The organism is Mycobacterium sp. NGS16, assembly GCF_059813225.1.
Genome location: NZ_JCALEE010000001.1, coordinates 853,584 through 872,673 on the forward strand (window position 1 = coordinate 853,584; position 19,090 = coordinate 872,673).

Here is a 19,090-nt window from a genome sequence, read left to right on the forward strand (position 1 = left end):
GAAGCGCCAATGATTTTCAGCTCCAGACGGCGCCCCCGGCGGTCGGGTCCGCTGCTGCTCGGCGTGAACACGCTGCGCCGCGCGGTGCAGGTCGCCTGGCGCCGGTCGCTGCAGCTGCGGGTCGTGGCGCTGACGATGGGGCTGTCGGCCGCGGTCATCCTGGCGCTCGGATTCGTGTTGACCAGCCAGATCACCGACCGGGTGCTCGACGTCAAGGTGCGGGCGGCCACCGAGCAGATCGAGCGGGCCCGGGTCACGGCCGGCGGCATCGTCGGCGGTGAGGAGGCCCGGTCGCTGACCTCGAGCCTGCAGCTGGCCCGCAACACGCTGATGAGCAAGACCGACCCGGCGGCCGGCAGCGGAACCGCGGGTGCCTTCGACGCGGTGCTGGTGGTGCTCGGCGAGGGCCCGCGGGCGGCGACCACCGCCGGGCCGGTCGACCAGGTGCCGGCCGCGTTGCGGGAATTCGTCAAGGCCGGTCAGGTCAGCTATCAGTACGCCCCCGTGCACGTCGAGGGGTTCTCCGGTCCGGCGTTGGTGATCGGCACGCCGACGACGTCGCGGATCACCAACCTGGAGCTCTACCTGATCTATCCGCTGGGCACCGAGCGCAACACGATCAGCATGGTGCGCGGCACCATCGCCACCGGGGGACTGGTGCTGCTGGTGCTGCTGGCCGGCATCGCGCTGCTGGTATCGCGGCAGGTGGTGTTGCCGGTGCGGTCGGCGTCGCGGATCGCCGAACGGTTCGCCGAGGGGCACCTGTCCGAGCGGATGCCGGTACGCGGCGAAGACGACATGGCCCGGCTGGCGGTGTCGTTCAACGACATGGCCGAGAGCCTGTCGCGGCAGATCACCCAGCTCGAGGAGTTCGGCAACCTGCAGCGCCGGTTCACCTCCGACGTCAGCCACGAGCTGCGCACCCCGCTGACCACGGTGCGGATGGCGGCCGATCTCATCCACGACCACAGTGAAGATCTGGAGCCCTCGCTGCGGCGCTCCACCGAACTGCTGGTCAGTGAACTCGACCGGTTCGAGTCGTTGCTCAATGACCTGCTGGAGATCTCCCGGCACGACGCGGGTGTGGCCGAACTGTCGGTGGAGTCGGTGGACCTGCGCTCGACGGTCAACAGCGCCCTGGACAACGTGGGTCATCTGGCCGCTGACGCCGGCGTCGAACTCAAGGTGGATATGCCCGGCGATCCGGTGATCGCCGAGGTCGATCCGCGCCGGGTGGAACGCATTCTGCGCAACCTGATCGCCAACGCGATCGACCACGCCGAGCATAAGCCGGTGGTGATCCGGATGGGCGCCGACGCAGACACCGTCGCGGTCACGGTCCGCGACCACGGTGTGGGGTTGCGGCCGGGGGAGGAGAAGCTGGTGTTCAGCCGGTTCTGGCGCGCCGACCCGTCACGGGTGCGGCGCTCCGGGGGAACCGGGCTGGGCCTGGCGATCAGCGTCGAGGACGCCCGGCTGCACCAGGGCCGGCTGGAGGCCTGGGGCGAGCCGGGCAAGGGCGCCTGCTTCCGGCTGACCCTGCCGCTGGTGCGCGGCCACAAGGTCACCACCAGCCCGCTGCCGATGAAACCGGTGAGCGCCGCCGAGCGTCGGCAGCGCGCGCGTGAGCACGCTGAGAGGAGCGGGTGATGCGCCGGCTGCGTCCGGCGGCGCTGCTGCTCGCCGTCACCGTTGCACTGGCGGGCTGCGCCGGGGTGCCCAGCACCTCGGCCCCGCAGGCGATCGGCACGGTGCAGGCGCCGCCGCCGTCGGTGCTGCCCAAACCCACCCCGGGGATGGACCCCGACGTGCTGCTGCGGGAGTTCCTCAAGGCGACCGCCGACCCGGCCAACCGGCACCGCGCGGCGCGGCAGTTCCTCACCCAGTCGGCGTCGGATGCCTGGGACGACGCCGGCAGCGCGCTGCTCATCGACAATGTGGTGTTCGTCGAAACCCGCAGCGCCGACCGGGTTGCGGTCACCATGCGCGCCGACATGCTCGGTTCGCTGTCGGACATGGGCGTGTTCGAGACCGCCGAGGGTGCCCTGCCCGCCCCGGAGCCCATCGAACTGCTCAAGACCTCCGAGGGCTGGCGCATCGACCGGCTGCCCAACGGAGTCTTCCTGGACTGGCAGCAGTTTCAGGCCACCTACAAGCGCAACACGCTGTATTTCGTCGACCCCACCGGCAAGACGGTGGTCCCCGATCCGCGCTACGTCGCGGTGTCCGACCCCGACCAGCTGGCCACCGAACTGGTGTCGAAACTGATCGCCGGCCCGCGCCCGGAGATGGCCGGTGTGCGCAACCTGCTGGCGGCGCCGTTGCGGCTGCGCGGACCGGTGACCCGTGCCGACGGCGGCAAGAGCGGGGTGGGCCGCGGCTACGGCGGGGCGAAGATCGAACTGGACAGCTTGTCGACCACCGACCCGAACAGCCGGCAATTGCTTGCCGCGCAACTGATCTGGACTCTGGCCCGGGCGGACATCAAGGGCCCGTATGTGATCAATGCCGACGGCGCGGCGCTCGACGACCGGTTCCCGGACGGCTGGACGACCTCCGATGTGGCCACCACCGACCCGGGCGCCTCAGACGGCGCCGGCGCCGGGATCCACGCGCTGGTCGGCGGCTCGCTGCTCGTCCTGGACGGGCAGCAGGCCAACCGGGTGCCCGGGGCGTTCGGGCGGGAGCCCGATCAGGAGTCGGCGGCGTTGTCGCGCAACGGACGTCAGGTGGCGTCGGTGGTGGTGCACCCGGGTGCCCCCGACCCGCCGGCGACGCTGTGGATCGGCGACCTCGGCGGTGAGGCGGTGCTGGCGGCCGAAGGCCACACCCTGTCACGGCCGAGCTGGTCGCTCGACGAAGCGGTGTGGGTGGTCGTCGACGGCAACAACGTGCTGCGCGCGATCCAGGAGGTGGCCTCGGGTCGCCCGGCCCGGATCCCGGTGGACTCCGGGGCGATCAACGCCAGGTTCCCCGGACCGATCAGTGAGCTGCAGCTGTCCCGCGACGGCACCCGGGCCGCCATGGTGATCGGCGGTCAGGTGATCCTGGCCGGCGTCGAGCAGACCCCGGCCGGCCAGTTCGTGCTGAACTATCCGCGCCGGCTGGGCTTCGGGCTCGGCTCCTCGGTGGTGTCGCTGAGCTGGCGCACCGGCGACGACATCGTGGTGAGCCGATCCGATCCCAAGCACCCGGTGTCCTACGTCAACATCGACGGGGTGAACTCCGATGCCCCCAACGGCAATCTGCAGCTGCCGGTGTCGACGATCGTCGCCGACCCGTCCACGGTCTATGTGGCCGATCCGCGCGGGGTGCTGGCGTTGTCGTCGTCGCGGGCCGAGGACGAGCAGAGCTGGTCGCCGCTGGGCCCGTTCATGGTCGCCGGCGCGGTGCCGGTGCTGCCGGGCTGACCCGCACCCGGCAGGGCGATCGCCATCCGGGCGAGCATTCCATCGCGCAGGGTCAGTGTGTGCAGCAGGACGGCGGCGACATGCCCGGCGATCAGGATCACCAGTGCGTAGGCAAGAACCGAATGCTCGTTTCGCAGCAGCGCATACAGGCCGGCGTCGACGGGGATCAGTGACGGCAACCGGACCGGGCCGACCATGACCGGCACACCGGCCGCCGTCAGCATGGCCCAGCCGATCAGGGGCTGAGCCAGCAGCGCGGCGTACAGCGATACCTCCGAAGCGATAACCGCGCGACGTTCCCACCGGCCTACCGTGGCCGGCAGCGCCGGCTCCTGGCGCCGCAACCGGTTGACCACGCGGGCGATCATCGCGACGAAGATGAGCGCACCGAGAATCTTGTGCAGCATCAGCAGCGTGGGATAGGCGGCCAGCGCGTTCGCCAGCGCGAATCCGACCATGATTGTCGTGAAAACCAGTGCGGCGACCAGCCAGTGCATGATCCGCACCGACAGGTGAAACCGGCCGGCGGCCGCGGAGTCGCTCACCGCGATACCTCGCGAACCTCGACCGCGGGCCGGGCGCCCCTTTCGCCGGCCCGGCGCCGGAACGACGCCGCGTACACCGCCGAGCGGGCGGCCAGCAGCGGATCCGCGGAGGGCGCAATGCCGTTCGGCAACACCATCGGGTCGAAGTTGATGTCGCGGGCGTTGCCGCGCCGCTCCCGCTCGATCGAATCGATCACCACCGTGCCCAACTCCACCACCCGCCGTTCGGGTGGCCAGGCGACCGTCGCATCGGTGAGCGAGTCCTGCGGTTCGGCCACGGTCACCAGGAGGCGCCAGCGCAACGGGCCGAATCGGAGGTCTTGAATGAGGTTGTCGAACAACCAATTCGGCCCGTTCTCGGGCGGTGGTGACGCGCGGGGCGCAGCCATGGGCGCCAGCGACCAGCGGACCGGCGTGCGCTCGCCGGCCGCGTTGACGAAATAGAACGCGTTGAGCCCGTGGTAGGCGCTGTCGCCGAAGCCCGACGACGCCGGCTGCTGTTGGATCACCGCCATGGCCCGCGCGGTCTCGGGATGCGCTGCCAGAAACCGTGCCATCGCCTCGGAGTCGGGTTTACCGGTATCGGCCCGGGGCTTCGACGCCAGCAGTCGGTCGTAGAACCCCTGCGGTGAATTGTCGGGGAAGACCGGGCTGTTCAACATCGCGGTGCGCCATTGCTCGGCGCCGGGATACCCGAACGCCAAGCCCAAACCCCGGCTCGCACCGGGCGTGTCGGCGACGGCCGGGTTGCCGCCCGGCAGCGAGAACCGTCCCAGGATCGGGGTGCGCCGGCCGCTGCCGAACACCACCGCGCGGCTTAGCTGGATCCCGTTGCCGTTGGAATCGAAGTACCCGGCAACCGCTACGCCCTTGGCGTGATTGCGCCGAAATCCCGGATGGAATCCGTGGACTCGCCGGAAGGCGTCGATGAAGCCCTGCGGGGTCAGCCGGCCGCCCGAGCCGACGGGGCCGCGCGCATACACCACGGCGGCCGCGTCCACCGCCAGAAACCCGCCGACGGCCGCCATGCCGAGCAGGACGCCACGGCGATCGATGGGGGCCTCGGCCCACGAGGAGGGAAAGAACCGCGGCCGCTCTCTCATCAGCGCTCCTGATATTCCCCGATGCGTCAAGCGTCAGGGTCCGCGCCCACCGCGAACCCTGTCAACCGGATTGCGGTGCGGTTTCGAGGTGTTTACCAAGCGTTCGCCATGGGTTGGCCGGGCGGCGGGTGCTGATCGTGCCGGCCCGTGGTGGCTACCCGGTAGCCACCAGCGACAGCCGCCGGTTCTCGGCGCGTTCGAGCACCGTCGTTCGCCGCTTGGCGGCGGCGACCAGGCGGGCCACCGCGGCCTCGATGCTGCGGGCGAACTCGTCGACATCGGGCATGGTGTCGTAGTCGGCCAGCACCCCGAAGAACAGGTGCTCGGCGTAGCTCAGCATCGCCACCCCGGTGCGCAGCTGTAACGCGATCGGCGGCACCGGCAGCACATCGAGCACCTGGCGGCCCAGGATGTGCAGCGGCTGCGACGGGCCCGGCACATTGGTCGCCAGGGTGGTGACGCCCTGCTGCGGCAGCCGCGTCAACAGCCGCACCGCCCACGCGGTGAGCGGGAACGGCAGGCGGTTGGCCGCCGAGACGAACGCGCTGCCGGCCTGCCGTTGCCCGGTGCTCTTGGTTCGGTTCAGCCGCGAGTGCACCAGCTTGAGCCGGCGCACCGGGCTCTCCTCGTCGACCGGCAGGTAGGGCAGCATCACCGAGACCCGGTTATCGGTCGCGCCGATGGCGTCGCCGGCGCGGGTGGACACCGGCACCAGGGTGCGCAGCGTCTCGGGCAGCGGGCGTTCGCCGCGGCGGTCCAGCATGCCCCGGTAGCCCTCGGTCAGGGCGGCCAGTGCGACGTCGTTGACGGTCACGCCGAACGCCTGGCAGATCTGGTTGATGTCGGCGAGGGCCACCTTGGCCGAACTGTACCGGCGCAACGCGCTCATCGGCCCGTTCAACGAGCTGGGGTTGCCCTGCCGCAGCAGTCCGGCCGACAACTCGACGGTGCCGCGGGCGGCCCGCGCCGCGGCGGCGCTGATCGCCGTCGAGATGTTCCACAGCTCGGCCGCCCAGCTGGCCGGGTTCAGGTTCACCGTGGGCAGGCCGAAAGACCGACCGCCCGAAGGGGTTTCGCGGGAACCGCGGATGTGGTCGGCGAAGCTGGTGACCCCTTGACCGACGTCGCCGCCTTCATCGCACAACCCGGTGAACAGGTGCGAGGTGGCGATGCCGTCGCCGACACAGTGGTGAACCTTGATCAGCATCGCCCACCGGTCATCGCGCAGTCCCTCGATCACCCAGATCTGCCACAGCGGCCGATCCCGGTCCAGCCGGTGGGCCATCTGGTCGGCGACGAAGTCGTACAGTTCGGCGTCGCCGCCGGGCCGCGGCAGCGCGACCCGCCGCAGGTGATGCGCCATGTCGAAGTCGGGGTCGGGCACCCACCGCGGTGGCGCCAGGTCGAACGGGTGCAGTTGCAGCTTCTGACCGAACCGCCGGCAGGCGCTGATCCGCGCACCCAGCGTGGCGAACAGCGTGGCGTAATCCGGCGGCGGCCCCTCCAAGACGATCAGCCCGCCGATTGCCAGGCTGATGCGGCGGTCGGAGTCCTCGGCCTCCAGAAAACCCGCGTCCAGTGTGGTCAGTTGCTCCATGATCCGGACCTCCTGCCTGCGTCCGCTCTTATGATCCGCCCGCGCCGGCGGTCCCGGCAGGGCCGTAAGTCCCAAGCCGGTGAGGTCTAACGGCGGGCGGCCGCGGGCCTTGGTGCCCTGTCCAGCCCGGCCCGTTGCGGGGCATCGTGAAGGAGGCACGGGGTTCGGCGCCGATTCGGCTCAGGGCCCGTGGCCGAAAGCGGAAAGGGGGACCGGACCGTGAATGAATGCCCTGTGGGGTACCCGGACACCGCGGCCGTGCGGGAGACCGTTCGCACCGCGCTTCAGCTGGCGAGCCGCGCACCGTCGGTGCACAACTCCCAGCCGTGGCGCTGGCGGGTGCAGACGGCGACACAGCAGCCTCTCCTGGAGCTGTTCGCCGACCCTGACCTGCACCTGCGCAGCGTGGATCCCGACGGCCGCGGTCTGATCCTGAGTTGCGGTGCAGCGCTGCATCATTGCCTGGTGGCGCTGGCGGCGCTGGGGTGGCACGGCAAAGTCCACCGGCTGCCCGATCCGGCCCGGCCCGATCACCTGGCGTCGGTCGAGCTGTCCGGGCCGATTCCCGGGCAGCACCCCGAACAAATCGACGTGACGCTGGCCGCAGCGATACCGCGGCGGCGCACCGACCGCCGGTACTTCAGCGGGTGGCCGGTGGCGGCGGCCGACATCGCGTTGATGGGCGCTCGCGCCGCCCGCGCCGGGGTGATGCTGCGCCGGATCGACGCGCTCGACCGGCTCCATGCGGTGGTGGCCCAGGCCGTTTTCACGCACCGCAACGACTACGACTACCTCGCCGAGCTGACGAGGTGGAGCGGCCGGTACCGGTCGGTGGCCGGGGTCCCGGCGCGCAGCGTGCCGGCGCCGGACGCCGAGGCACCGATTCCGGGGCGGCTGTTCGCCGACCCGCTGCTGGCCCAGCCACCCGGGGCCGCCCCCGCCGAGGACCGCGCGGTGATGCTGGCGCTGGGCACCGGAGATGACGACCGGCTGGCGCAACTGCGCGCCGGTGAGGCCACCAGCGTGGTGTTGCTCACCGCGACGGCGCTGGGGCTGGCCAGTTGCCCGGTCACCGAGCCGCTCGAGATCGCCGAAACCCGCGCCGCGGTACGCCGCGATGTCTTCGGCACCAGCGGCTATCCGCAGATGCTGCTGCGGGTGGGCTGGGCGCCGATCAACGCCGACCCGCTGCCGGCGACCCCGCGCCGCTTCCTCGACGACACCGTGGAATGGGTGACCACGCATCCGCGCGACGCTCAAAACGTGTTCGCCTGAGCTACTGCGAGTCGGGTGTTTGACCCTGCATCCACACCACGATGTCGATCACACGTAACGGTGTGACGGTGTCGGGCAGGTCCGCTCTGCGGCGCAGCATTTCCGCGTGGCGGTGCAGGCGCCGGTCATCTGCTTGCAGCGCTGCCCGCATCCCGGACCACAGCCCACGAGAGTCGGGCAAACCGTACTGGTCGCGGACCACCGAATCGTAGATCGGCACCAGCCGGGGGCGTTTGCGTGCCAGCAATTTGCTGGTGGTCACCGGGCCGAAATGGCCCCATCGGCTGGTGCCGTCGGGGCGGCACAGCTGCCACAGCCGATTCGCGGGCGAGTCGTTTCCGATATCGGCGTCGGTCGCGTCGACCAGGTCGAGATCGGGACTGATCTGCTTGAGCAGTTCGGTGAACTCCTGGGCCAGACCGGTGCCCAGAATTTCGATGGAGGCCCGAGCGGAGCCCTGGACGGACAATGTGTTCAGGGCGAGCAAGTCGGCGGCTGTCACCGTGTTGATCGTCGCGGGCGCGTTCCACGGGTGGCCCAGCGTCTCGAAGTGCCAGCCGGTGTAGTGATTGCGGTAGTCCTGAAGCAGTTTCACCGCGTCGTCGGTGGACCGCTCGTCCAGTACGGCCGGTATGCGCAGTGTGGTCTGTCCGGTCATAGGTACATCCCCGTGTTGCTTGGTTCCTGGGTCGGAGCGGTACTGATCCGACTGTTGGTGCCCAGTCTTTCGTAGAGTTCGGCCAGCGACGACGGTGCTGTCGGTGCCGGTGCGTCCGCGGGCAGCCAGGCGCGTGCCTGCGCCACGGTGAACTTCTGAAACCCGACTTCGGCCAGGCAACGACCGGGCCGCGTGAGCGCGGGATGCAGTTTGCTGATGTCCTCGTTGGTGGTCAGCAAGATGATGGTTCGCATCCCCTGGCCGAGTATCCCGTCGGTCACGTTGAGCAGGCGTCCGAGGGCCGCGCCGGCGTCTTGCCGGGCGGTCACCCGCAGGTATTCATCGGTATCTTCGGCGATGATGAGCTGCCAGCGCGGTGTGTTCTCACGCTCGGATGGCTCACCGGACAGCACCTCCAGGAGGTAGCCCGCATTTCGGAACATCTGCTCGGGATCGACCACATAGACGGTGTCGCACCACGATCTCCACTTCCGGGCGAGAGCGCGCAGTGCGGTGCTTTTCCCGGTTCCGGGCGGACCGTGCCACAGCACCAGGCGTCCGCGCGATCCCGGTCCGTCGAGCCCCACGAGATCGGCGAGGCGCCGCTCGACGTCGGCAGGGTAGTTGCGTGCGATGTCCTCCCATGCCGGTGCCTCGATGTCGTTCCGCCGGGTCCGCACGCCGATATCGGTGGAGGCGACCATCTTCAAGGTGACGGTCTCCGATGACCGGGGTGTGCCCTTTTGCGCGACGAAGGCTTCCGCGATCTCATCAGCGCGCTCCATGCGGTCGGCGCTGACTTTGACAGAGACCGATTGGTCACGGAATTCGAGTAGCACGCTTGCATCCGCGGTGCGTGCTAGGACATGCGTCGAGCGGGGCAGGCGCCAGCGCCGCTCGACCAGCAGATCCGGGGGTAGCTGCAGCGTTGATTCGGTGGCGCGCGTGACGGTTACAGCTCGGACGAACGGCTGGGTGCCGTCGAGGACATTGGTGTGGAAGGCCGCTTCCATCGTCTGGATGTGGCCGTCGAACCCGCGGATTTCATGATGCACGCCGTGCACCGGTACGGCGGGGGTGATCGTGCCGGTCATCGCTCACCGTCCATCCACACCGCGATGTCGAGAATCCGCAGCGCACTGACGGAAACGCCGGTCTCGGAGCCGATCTGGCCGGCCCACCCCGCCAGCGCCGTGCCGGCCGGTCCCTGCAGGTCCGCCTGGATCTCGTGCAGGAGCCGCGGCCAGGCGGCTTCGGCGCGTCGCTGTCCGGTCAACGGGCGGTAGTGGTCGACGATATGGCGGTCGACGAGGGGGATGAGTTCAGGTCGCTTGCGGTGCAAGACCTTCGTCACAAGTGATAAGTACGGTGCCGGTGACCATTTCGCCAGCGCCGCCAGGTGTGTCACCAGATCGTCGGATGCTTCCTGTAGCGGGACGCCGACCGGAGCTTCGTCGAGCCACTCCTGGATCAGGTCACGTTGCTCGGCAAAGAAGGCCAGGTTGCTGCGGCTGATTCCGGGGTGCAGGGCTGCGGTACTGATGACGTCCACCGGCGTCAGCCGGCCGGGATCGGTTCGGATCGCGTCGTAGTAGGCGAAGGCCCACGTTTCCGGCGCCCCGCCGCTCCAGCTGAGTCCGCAGTACCGGCGGACTCGGTCGAGAGCAACTGGAAAGGGACGTCCGCCGAGCACCAACTCGGGGACTGCTGAATAGGAAGGCATTTTTTCTCCGTTCTCTGCGGCCTCCCGTCCGGGAGCGCCCAGGCGAGCAACAAGCTAACAGCGGGCTCCGACAAGCGACGCGAAGGCGGCCGAGGCGGCCCCTAGCGGCTATGTCATCAGCGGGGCCGACCAGCGCAGCACGGTGCCGCCGCCCGGGGCCGATTCGACGCCGAAGGCGCCGCCGGCCTGCTCGGCGCGCTGTTTCAGATTGGCCAGGCCACTGCGGGTGACCACCTGCGGCATCCCGCGGCCGTTGTCGGTCACCTCGATGGACAGGTCGTCTTCGACCTTGATCTGCACGCTCAATGCAGTGGCGCCGGAATGCCGCACCGCATTGCTGACGGCTTCGGAGACCACCGCCTCGGCGTGATCGGCCAGCGCCGGCTCCACCACCGACAGCGGGCCGACGAACGCGACGGTGGTGTGCAGTCCCGAACCGGAGAACTGGGCGACGGCGTTGTCCAGCCGCTGCCGCAGCCGGGTCACCCCCGAGGAGGTGCCGTGCAGATCGAAGATGGTGGTGCGGATCTCGCCGATGATCTCCTGCAAGTCGTCAACCGCGTCGCTCAGCCGGCGCTGCACCGCGGCAGACCGGGCCCGAGGAATGGTGCCCTGCAAGGACAATCCGACGGCGAACAGCCGCTGGATCACGTGGTCGTGTAGGTCGCGCGCGATCCGGTCCCGGTCGGTGAGCACGTCGAGTTCGTGCATGCGGCGCTGCGAGGTGGCCAACTGCCAGGCCAGCGCGGCCTGGTCGGCGAACGCGGCCATCATGTCGAGTTGCTCGCCGCTGAACGGGTTGGCGCCCGCGTGGCGCACCACCACGACGACGCCGGCCACCGCGTCCGCGGCGCGCAACGGCAGGATCAGCGCCGGGCCGACCATGTCGACGCCGGCCAACCGCAGCCGATCCACCTTGCGCGGCATCCGCCGGGAGAATGCCTCGCCGACCGGGGTCCCCGCGACCGGGATGGTGTCTCCGGACACCGAACCCATTGCCGCACCGACGGTCTCGACCACCAACAGCTCGTTGACCTCGGCTTCGGGGAGGTCCTCGTCCAGGGGGATGGCAACCAGCGCCGACTCGGCGCCGGTGAGCTTGCTGGCCTCCTCGGCGATCAGCCGGAACACCGTCGTGGGATCGGTGCCGGAGAGCAGTTCGGTGGCGATGTCGCGGGTGGATTCGATCCAGGATTGCCGCGCCTTGGCCTGGGCATACAACCGGGCGTTGGCGATGGCGATGCCGGCGGCCGCCGCCAGTGCCTGCACCAGCACCTCGTCGTCCTCGCTGAACGGCTGCCCTCCTGTCTTCTCGGTGAGATACAGGTTGCCGAAGACCTCGTCCTGCACACCTACCGGCACACCGAGGAATGTGCGCATCGTCGGGTGGTACGCCGGAAAACCCACCGACGCGGGGTGTTTGGTCAGGTCATCCAACCGCAGCGGGTGGGGATCGTCGATCAGCAGGCCCACCACACCGACTCCTTCGGGTAGCCGCCCGATCCGCCCGACGGTGTCGTCGTCGATGCCCTCGTAGACGAACTCCACCATGCGCCGGTCGTGATCGTGCACCTCCAGTGCACCGTATTTGGCTTCGACCAGGTTGGTGGCGGTCTGCACGATGGAGCGCAGGGTGGCGTCGAGTTCCAGCCCGGAGGTGACCACCAGCATGGCCGCCAGCAGGCCATCGAGCCTGTCGCGTCCTTCGACGATCTGCTCGACCCGGTCCTGGACGCCGACCAGCAGTTCGCGCAGCCGCAACTGGGAAAGTGTGTCGCGCAAGGGATTCGGACCGTCCGCGGGTACGTGATCAGTCATTCCGGGAGCGCTCGAGCTTCGTGGCGAACACCGCGGCCTGGGTTCGGCGTTCCATGCCCAGCTTGGCCAACAGCCGCGACACATAGTTCTTGACGGTCTTCTCCGCCAAGAACATCCGGTCGGCGATCTGCCTGTTGGTCAGGCCCTCGGCGAGCAGGCCCAGCAAGGTGCGTTCCTGTTCCGACAGCCCCGACAACGGGTCGGGCTTGGCGGCGGCGCCGCGCAGTTTGGCCATCAATGCCGCCGCCGCGCGGTTGTCGAGCAGGGACCGTCCGGCGCCGACGTCCTTGACGGCACGGGCCAGCTCCATCCCCTTGATGTCTTTGACGATGTAGCCACTGGCGCCGGCCAGGATGGCGTCGAGCATCGCCTCGTCGGAGGTGAACGAGGTCAGGATCAGGCAGCGCAGCTCGGGCATGCGCGACAGCAGATCGCGGCACAGCTCGATGCCGTTGCCGTCCGGCAGCCGTACGTCGAGCACCGCCACGTCGGGACGCAGGGCCGGGATGCGCGCCAGCGCCTCTGCCACCGAGCCGGCCTCACCCACCACGTCGAGCTCCGGATCGGCGCCGAGCAAGTCGATCAGGCCGCGGCGCACCACTTCGTGATCGTCGACCAGGAAGACTGTGACCATGCCGCGTCTTTTCGCCGCGGCCGTCACCGCGGCGTCCCGCCCACCGTGAGCACCGAACAGCCGCCGGTGCCGCCGGCCCAGCCCAGACTGCGCCGGTCGCGGGTGCCCGAGACGAACAACTGGACCGACTCGGCTTCCTCGGCCAGGCAGGAGGCGAGGTAGCCGGCGGCGTCGCCGGCGGTGATGGCATCGATCGGCAGGTCGGGGTGACGCTGCGCCCAGTCGTCGAGCCGGCGCCGCACCTGCTCATCGCAGGTGACCACCCGCAAGGGCGCGTGACGCAGCTTGGCTTCGGCCATCGCCCAACCCAGCACGGCCCTATTGTCCGGTGACGCATCCACTTCGGCGACGATCGCCCCGCCGCGTCGTGGGGCGTCGGGACTGCGGATCACCGCGACCGGGCAGCGGGCCGACCCGGCCAGCGCGGCCGCGGTCGAACCGGCGCGGTGGCAGGTGTGGGCCACCCCGACCGAGCCCACCGCGACCATCGCCGCCGAACGCGACAGTTCGATCAAGGTGGCGAGCGGGTTGCCGTGCAGCGACTCGGTTTCGGCCTGCACTCCGGTGCTGGCCTGCACCGCCTCGCGGGCCTGCGACAGGGCGCTGGAGGCGGCGGCCTGCGGGTCGGGGGGATCGGCCGGGTCGCCACCAGGGCCGATGACATAGACCAGCTTCAACGGCAGGTTCCGATCGGCCGCTTCGCGGGCGGCCCAGACCGCGGCGCTGCGCGCGGCCGGTGATCCGTCGATCCCGACGACGACCGCGTGTGTTGACTTCCGATCACCCATGGTGGCTCCCGAATCGCCGGCCGGGCGTCGACCGCGCCCGGCACTGCCCAGGGTAACCGCGTGAACAGAGCAGCTGCAGGGCCATTGGTCCATATCAGCGCCTGGGCGAACCGCCGCCCAGAAACGGGGTGATGATGTCCACCGGCAGCGGGAAGACCACCGTCGAGTTCTGGTCGGCGCCGAGTTCTAAAAGGGTTTGCAGGTAACGCAGTTGCAGCGACGCGGGATTGCGTGACAGCGTCTCGGCGGCCTGGCTCAGTTCCTCGGAGGCCTGCAGTTCACCGCGGGCGTTGATCACCTTCGCCCGGCGTTCGCGCTCGGCTTCGGCCTCCCGGGCCATCGCCCGCTGCATAGATTCCGGGATCTCCACGTCCTTGATCTCGACCACCCGGACCTGCACACCCCACGGCTCGGTCTGGGTGTCGATGATGGTGCGCAGGTCGGCGTTGAGGTCGTCACGGTGCGCCAGCAGGGTGTCCAGGTCGGCGCGGCCCAGCAGCGAGCGCAGTGTCGTCTGGGCGATCTGGGAGGTGGCCACGGCGTAGTTCTCCACCGCCAGAATCGCCTTGAGTGGATCGACCACCTGGAACATCACCACCGCGTTCACCCGGGCGGGCACGTTGTCGCGGGTGATCACCTCCTGCGGGGGGATGGTGAGGGTCACCACCCGCTCATCGACGCGGACCATCTTGTCCACCAGGGGAATCAGGAACCGCAGCCCGGGTTCATACAGCGGACGGGCGTGGCCGAACCGGAAGACGACGCCGCGTTCGTACTCCGGCAGCACTTTGACCGAGAAGTAGGCCAGCGCGGCCAGCAACGCGATCACGATCACCAAGACGGTGATGAGGGCTTCACTCATTGCGCTGCCTCCTCGAGCTATCGGCAAAGCCGCCCCATCGGGTGGAGTACCGGTCGATGGCCGCCTCCACCTTCTCGGTCCGCTGTTGTGGACTGATCCGGTGCGCTATGTCATCCGGGGCGTTCGACGGAGTGTTCCACAGATGGCGCAGCAGCGGGGACCCGCCGGCCAGCACGAGCGCCATCGTGGCGCCGAGCACCAGCACGTCGGCGGGCCGGTGGTTGGCGATCAGCGTCGCCAGCGGCATGACCACCCCGAATCCGGCCACCGCGCAGGCAATACCGCGGTGGAAGCGGCCCGCCTCCGAATGCGGCCACGGGTCCACCGGCCGGCTGATCTCGCGGCCGTGGTTCGACGTGGTGCAGGTGTCCTTGACCGGGCAGGCGTTGCAGATCGACGGTGTGGCCCGATACCGCATCACCCGGTTGGCCGGGTCGAAGGCGGTCGGCCAGAGCCACTGATCCTGTGGGCACTTCCAGGCGTCGTGATCTTCGTGGTAGGCGAATTTTCCGGTGCGCCATTGGGCGGCGCGCTCAGAGGTCCGCTTGGCCATGGCATCGAAGCCCCACGCGAAGACGAGCAGAAGCAGGGCGTAGCCGGAGATCAGCCACACCCATGCTCCCGGCATCGTCATCGTCGATCAGCCCTTGGTCGCGGTCTCGGTGTCGCTCTCCACCGAGGTGTACAGCGGGTGCTCCGGCAGTTCGTCGACGGTCTCACCGGAGCGGAAGTTGCGCAGTGCCGTCCATGCGATCCAGCAGAACGGAAGCACCCCGGCGATGATGACGATCAAGTCGCCGGGCAGCCGCAGCCATTCCAGCACGGCGTTGCCGGGCTGGGTGATGTAGCCCAGGGAGCGCGCCTCGAAATAGCCGGCGTTGACCGAGTGGAACAGCTGCAGCACACCCAGCGGCAGCAAGGTGACGAACACCATCCACGCCAGGCCGATGTTCATGCCCCAGAACGAGATTCGGGCGAGCTTGTTCGGCCACTCGTCCGCCGGGATCACGTACCGGAAGGCGAACATGGCCAGGGCCACCGCGAGCATGCCGTAGACCCCGAACATCGCCGCGTGCGCGTGGTTGGCGGTGAGCGCGGTGCCGATCTCGTAGTAGGACACCACCGGCAGGTTGATCAGGAAGCCGAAGATGCCGGCGCCCAGGAAGTTCCAGAACCCCACCGCGACCAGGAACATCACCGCCCAGCGGGCGGGGAAGTTGTGCTGGCCACCGGCCTCTTGCCGAGCGCCCAACTGCAGGAATGCCCAGGCCTCCACGGTCAGGAAGGTCAGCGGGATCACCTCGGCGGCTGAGAAGAACGCACCCAGCGCCATGTGTTCGACCGGGGTGCCGGAGAAGTACAGGTGGTGCATGGTGCCGATCACCCCGCCGGCCGAGTACAAGATGATGTCGAGGAAGATCACCAGCAGCGCGACCTTCTCCCGCACCACCCCGAGCTGAACGAAGATATAGGCCACCATCGCCGTGGTGAACAGTTCCAGGAAGTCCTCCACCCACAGGTGCACCATCCAGAACCGCCAGAAGTCGGCGACCGAGAAATGCGTCTCGCTGCCTGCAAGCAGGCTGACCGCGTAGAAGGTCGGGATGGCCAGGCCGGTGAAGAAGAACAGCCACGGCAGGTTCATCTTCGAGGTGGTCGACAGCTTGGCGCGCATGCCGCGCCAGATGATGACGATCCACAGGAACAGCCCGACGATCAGCAGCACCTGGAACAACCGCGGCAGGTCCAGGAACTCCCACTGCTGCGACCACACGGTGCCGGGCTTGATCACGCCGAAGATCGACAGCGCCTCGAACGCCATGGATCCGAAGACCACCACCGCGAGTGCGCCGAGCAGACCGTAGACCAACACCGACTGCTTGCCGGGCTCACGGCGGGTGATGAACGGCACCAGGAAGATTCCGCCGGCCAGGAACGCCGCCGCGGTCCAGAACAGCGACAGCTGAAGGTGCCACGTCCGGGCCAGGTTGTAGGGCAGGATCTTGGCCAGGTCGATGCCGTAGAACTCCGACAGGTCCGCCCGGTAGTGCTCGACGGCGCCGCCCAGCAGGGTCTGGGCCAGGAACAGCACTGCGACCACGGCGAAGATCCAGATCGCGGCGCGCTGCGACCGGGTCAGCGCCACGTCACCGGGCTGACGGAACTCGAGCTTGGTCATCTCCGTGCCGTGCCAGCCGATGTTCTGGCTCCAGCGGCCGTAGACGGTGAACATGATTCCGATCCCGCCCAGCAGCGCGATCAGTGACAGCACCGACCACACCACGACCGATCCGGTGGGGCCGTTGTCGACGCGGGGCTCCGAGGGCCAGTTGTTGGTGTAGCTGTAGGTGTGGCCGGGCCGGTCGGCCGCCGACGCCCAGGCGGTCCAGGCGAAGAACGCGGTCAGGTCGCGGATCTCGCCGGAGTCGGTGATCAGGTGCGGCAGCAGGCCGTACTTGGTGGAGCCTTCGCCGAAGTATTCGGCGTAGTGGCGCTGGATGTCAGCGAATGCCCGGGCCTGCTTGTCGGTGAAGACCAGGGTGCCGGTGTCGGCGTTGTAGCGGTTGGTGCGGAATTCGGCCACCACCTCGTCGTGCGGATTGACCACGCCCTGCGCCTCGAACTGGCCGGCCACGTTCTCGGTGGCCATCCGCAGGTACTCGGCGGTGTAGTCCGGGCCGAGGTAGGCGCCGTGGCCCAGCACCGACCCGTATTGCATCAGTCCGCGGGCCTGGAACAACTCCTGGCCGCGGGTGATGTCCTCCCCGGTGAACAGTTGCTGTCCGGTCTCGGTGACAACCTTCTGGGGCATCGGCATCGAGGCGGTGTAGGTGCGATAGGCCAAGATGCCCATCACCAGGAATCCGAAGATCATCACCAGGGCCACGCCCTGCGCCCAGCCTTTGCCGACCAGCGCCCCAGCGCGGCCGGAATCGCTGGTGGGAGTACCGATCTGGGTTGGTTTGGCGGTCATGGACCCGGACGCTAACAGTATCGAGGAACAAAATTCGTGAATCTGTTAGGGACCTCACGGTTTTGGGGTCCGGCGTCCACGTCATTGTGGACTAAATGCCCCTTGACATGCGGTTACGACATGACGTAGTAGGCATTTTCGGGTCGGGCTGTCGGTGGCCGATGGCAGCCTCGGCGATGTGCTCGACGCCGGATTGGATCTGATGCTGCCCCGCCAGTGCGGTGGCTGCGGCGCCCCGGCGACCGGTTGGTGCGCCGGCTGCGCGGCGCAGCTCGCCGTCGGTCCGGGCGAGCCCCGGCTGGCCAGTCCGCGGCTCGACCCGCAGGTGCCGGTGTTCGCGCTCGGCCGCTACGCCGGAGCCCGCCGGCAGGCGATCGTCGCGGTGAAGGAGCGTGGGCGCACCGATCTCATCGCTCCGCTGGCCTTGACGCTGGCGCTCGCGCTGGACCGGCTGCTGTGCTGGCGGATGCTCGAGCTGCCGCTGACGATCGTCCCCGCGCCCACCCGGCCTAGCGCCGCCCGCCGGCGCGGCGGCGACCCGATCCGGCGGATCGCGGCCGCGGCGTCGGCGAGGCATCCCGGCATGACGGTGGCGCCGGCGCTGCGGATGCGGGCATTGACCCGGGACTCGGTCGGGCTGGGCAGCGGCGCCCGCGAACGCAACATCGCCGGCCGGGTGCTGTTGAACCGGCGCCGGCTGACCGCCGCCGGTCGCGGCGGTGACGTCCTGCTCGTCGACGACGTCGTCACCACCGGCGCCACCCTGGCGGAGTCGGTGCGGGTGCTGCGGAACGGCGGGGTTCCCGTGGCCGCCGCGCTGGTGATCGCGGCGGCTTGATGCCGGCGCGGCTACCAACTGGCAACGGGTGCGTCAAACCAGTGGCACGTATCCGGTGGCATGGCTACGGTCGTCATCAAGGACGGGGAACCGTGGGAGTACGTGGTCGAGACGACGAGAAGAGAGTGTCGAGCATGGTGAGTCAATTCATGGAAACCAGCCGTACGCCGGTCGACACCGGCGAGCGCCCCGCTCAGGTGGCGGGCGCCGAAGTCGTGGTCAAGGGCCGCAATGTCGAAATCCCGGACCACTTCCGCGTTTATGTCTCGCAGAAGCTGGCCCGCCTGGAGCGATTGGACCGCTCCATTCGGCTCTTCGACGTCGAGCTCAAGCACGCGAACAACCGCCGGCAGCGAAAGTCCTGCCAGCAGATCGACATCACCGCGCACGGCCGTGGACCGGTGGTGCGCGGTGAGGCCCGCGCCGACAGTTTCTATGCCGCGTTCGAGGCCGCGATCGACCGCCTGGAGGGCCGGTTACGCCGCGGCAAAGACCGCCGCAACGTCTCCTACGGTGACAAGACCCCGGTCTCGGTGGCCGAGGCGACCGGGGCCACCGCGCTGGACCCGGCGTTTCTGGCCGCGGCGTTCAAGCGGGATGGCATCGCCGAGCCCGACCGGCGCGACGGGGCGGCCGAAGGCGATGGTTCCTTACTCGATGGCCACGACCACGAGCCGGGCCGGATCGTCCGCACCAAGGAGCACCCCGCCACGCCGATGTCGGTCGACGACGCGCTCTATGAGATGGAGCTGGTGGGCCACGACTTCTTTCTCTTCCATGACAAGGAGACCGACCAGCCCTCGGTGGTCTATCGGCGGCACGCTTATGACTACGGTCTGATCCGTTTAGTCTGACACCGTTTGTC

The 19,090-nt window shown here is 69.0% G+C and carries 16 protein-coding genes and 1 pseudogene; 5 read left to right on the plus strand and 12 right to left on the minus strand.

All coding sequences use genetic code 11. From position 1 onward, the window contains the following. Positions 1-9 precede the first annotated feature (9 nt). Together mtrB and lpqB are read left to right on the plus strand one after the other, a co-directional pair. Positions 10-1,650: an MtrAB system histidine kinase MtrB gene (mtrB, locus tag AC5Y4Q_RS04230; protein ID WP_065019120.1), complete on the plus strand. Its 1,641-nt coding sequence runs from the start codon at positions 10-12 to the stop codon at positions 1,648-1,650. Further along, on the plus strand, positions 1,650-3,410 hold the full coding sequence (lpqB, locus tag AC5Y4Q_RS04235) for an MtrAB system accessory lipoprotein LpqB (protein ID WP_064923472.1): 1,761 nt from the start codon (positions 1,650-1,652) through the stop codon (positions 3,408-3,410). Before mtrB ends, lpqB begins: the two co-directional genes overlap by 1 nt. A gap of 35 nt (positions 3,411-3,445) precedes the next feature. Here lpqB and AC5Y4Q_RS04240 read toward each other — a convergent pair. The 3 genes and pseudogenes from AC5Y4Q_RS04240 to AC5Y4Q_RS04250 all read right to left on the minus strand — a co-directional run. Continuing rightward, positions 3,446-3,955 (minus strand): annotated as a pseudogene (locus AC5Y4Q_RS04240) (cytochrome b); the annotation flags it as partial. Next, positions 3,952-5,058, minus strand: coding sequence for a catalase family peroxidase (locus AC5Y4Q_RS04245; protein WP_064923474.1), 1,107 nt, complete (start codon positions 5,056-5,058; stop codon positions 3,952-3,954). The pseudogene AC5Y4Q_RS04240 and the gene AC5Y4Q_RS04245, both read right to left, overlap by 4 nt. Before the next feature lie 154 nt (positions 5,059-5,212). After that, positions 5,213-6,655 carry a WS/DGAT/MGAT family O-acyltransferase gene (locus AC5Y4Q_RS04250; RefSeq protein WP_064923476.1) on the minus strand — a complete coding sequence of 481 codons (1,443 nt, stop codon included), beginning with the start codon at positions 6,653-6,655 and terminating at the stop codon, positions 5,213-5,215. A 234-nt stretch (positions 6,656-6,889) separates the two neighbouring features. On the opposite strand from AC5Y4Q_RS04250, the gene AC5Y4Q_RS04255 reads away from it, so the two are divergent. After that, positions 6,890-7,930, plus strand: a complete 1,041-nt coding sequence (locus AC5Y4Q_RS04255; RefSeq protein ID WP_234786419.1) for an Acg family FMN-binding oxidoreductase — start codon at positions 6,890-6,892, stop codon at positions 7,928-7,930. 1 nt (position 7,931) lies between these two features. Here AC5Y4Q_RS04255 and AC5Y4Q_RS04260 read toward each other — a convergent pair whose 3' ends face one another. The 9 genes from AC5Y4Q_RS04260 to AC5Y4Q_RS04300 all read right to left on the minus strand — a co-directional run bounded on the left by AC5Y4Q_RS04260 (position 7,932) and on the right by AC5Y4Q_RS04300 (position 17,387). After that, the gene (locus tag AC5Y4Q_RS04260; protein WP_064921117.1) at positions 7,932-8,588 is read right to left on the minus strand and encodes a DUF6308 family protein; all 657 of its coding nucleotides are present in this window, start codon (positions 8,586-8,588) and stop codon (positions 7,932-7,934) included. Continuing rightward, positions 8,585-9,682 (minus strand): DUF5925 domain-containing protein, encoded by a 1,098-nt coding sequence (locus AC5Y4Q_RS04265; RefSeq protein WP_064921118.1) that lies wholly within the window; start codon positions 9,680-9,682, stop codon positions 8,585-8,587. Before AC5Y4Q_RS04265 ends, AC5Y4Q_RS04260 begins: the two co-directional genes overlap by 4 nt. Beyond that, the gene (locus tag AC5Y4Q_RS04270) at positions 9,679-10,311 is read right to left on the minus strand and encodes a DUF6308 family protein (protein WP_131809535.1); all 633 of its coding nucleotides are present in this window, start codon (positions 10,309-10,311) and stop codon (positions 9,679-9,681) included. Before AC5Y4Q_RS04270 ends, AC5Y4Q_RS04265 begins: the two co-directional genes overlap by 4 nt. Before the next feature lie 108 nt (positions 10,312-10,419). Beyond that, on the minus strand, positions 10,420-12,129 hold the full coding sequence (locus AC5Y4Q_RS04275; RefSeq protein WP_064921120.1) for a GAF domain-containing sensor histidine kinase: 1,710 nt from the start codon (positions 12,127-12,129) through the stop codon (positions 10,420-10,422). Beyond that, a complete protein-coding gene (dosR, locus tag AC5Y4Q_RS04280; protein WP_064921121.1) occupies positions 12,122-12,763 on the minus strand; it encodes a hypoxia response regulator transcription factor DosR/DevR in 642 nt (213 codons plus the stop codon). The genes AC5Y4Q_RS04275 and dosR overlap by 8 nt, the downstream gene beginning before the upstream one ends. 23 nt (positions 12,764-12,786) lie before the next feature. Further along, positions 12,787-13,551, minus strand: a complete 765-nt coding sequence (locus AC5Y4Q_RS04285) for a universal stress protein (protein WP_064921122.1) — start codon at positions 13,549-13,551, stop codon at positions 12,787-12,789. Positions 13,552-13,645: 94 nt separating this feature from the next. Further along, positions 13,646-14,413, minus strand: a complete 768-nt coding sequence (locus tag AC5Y4Q_RS04290) for a slipin family protein (RefSeq protein WP_064921123.1) — start codon at positions 14,411-14,413, stop codon at positions 13,646-13,648. After that, positions 14,406-15,047 carry a hypothetical protein gene (locus AC5Y4Q_RS04295; RefSeq protein WP_064921124.1) on the minus strand — a complete coding sequence of 214 codons (642 nt, stop codon included), beginning with the start codon at positions 15,045-15,047 and terminating at the stop codon, positions 14,406-14,408. Before AC5Y4Q_RS04295 ends, AC5Y4Q_RS04290 begins: the two co-directional genes overlap by 8 nt. A 6-nt stretch (positions 15,048-15,053) precedes the next feature. Further along, positions 15,054-17,387 (minus strand): nitric-oxide reductase large subunit, encoded by a 2,334-nt coding sequence (locus tag AC5Y4Q_RS04300; protein WP_064921125.1) that lies wholly within the window; start codon positions 17,385-17,387, stop codon positions 15,054-15,056. Between the two features lie 202 nt (positions 17,388-17,589). Here AC5Y4Q_RS04300 and AC5Y4Q_RS04305 point away from each other — a divergent pair, with 202 nt between their 5' ends. Further along, a complete protein-coding gene (locus AC5Y4Q_RS04305; protein WP_064921132.1) occupies positions 17,590-18,225 on the plus strand; it encodes a ComF family protein in 636 nt (211 codons plus the stop codon). A gap of 149 nt (positions 18,226-18,374) precedes the next feature. Further along, positions 18,375-19,079, plus strand: coding sequence for a ribosome hibernation-promoting factor, HPF/YfiA family (gene hpf / locus AC5Y4Q_RS04310; RefSeq protein WP_234786425.1), 705 nt, complete (start codon positions 18,375-18,377; stop codon positions 19,077-19,079). Positions 19,080-19,090: the final 11 nt, after the last annotated feature.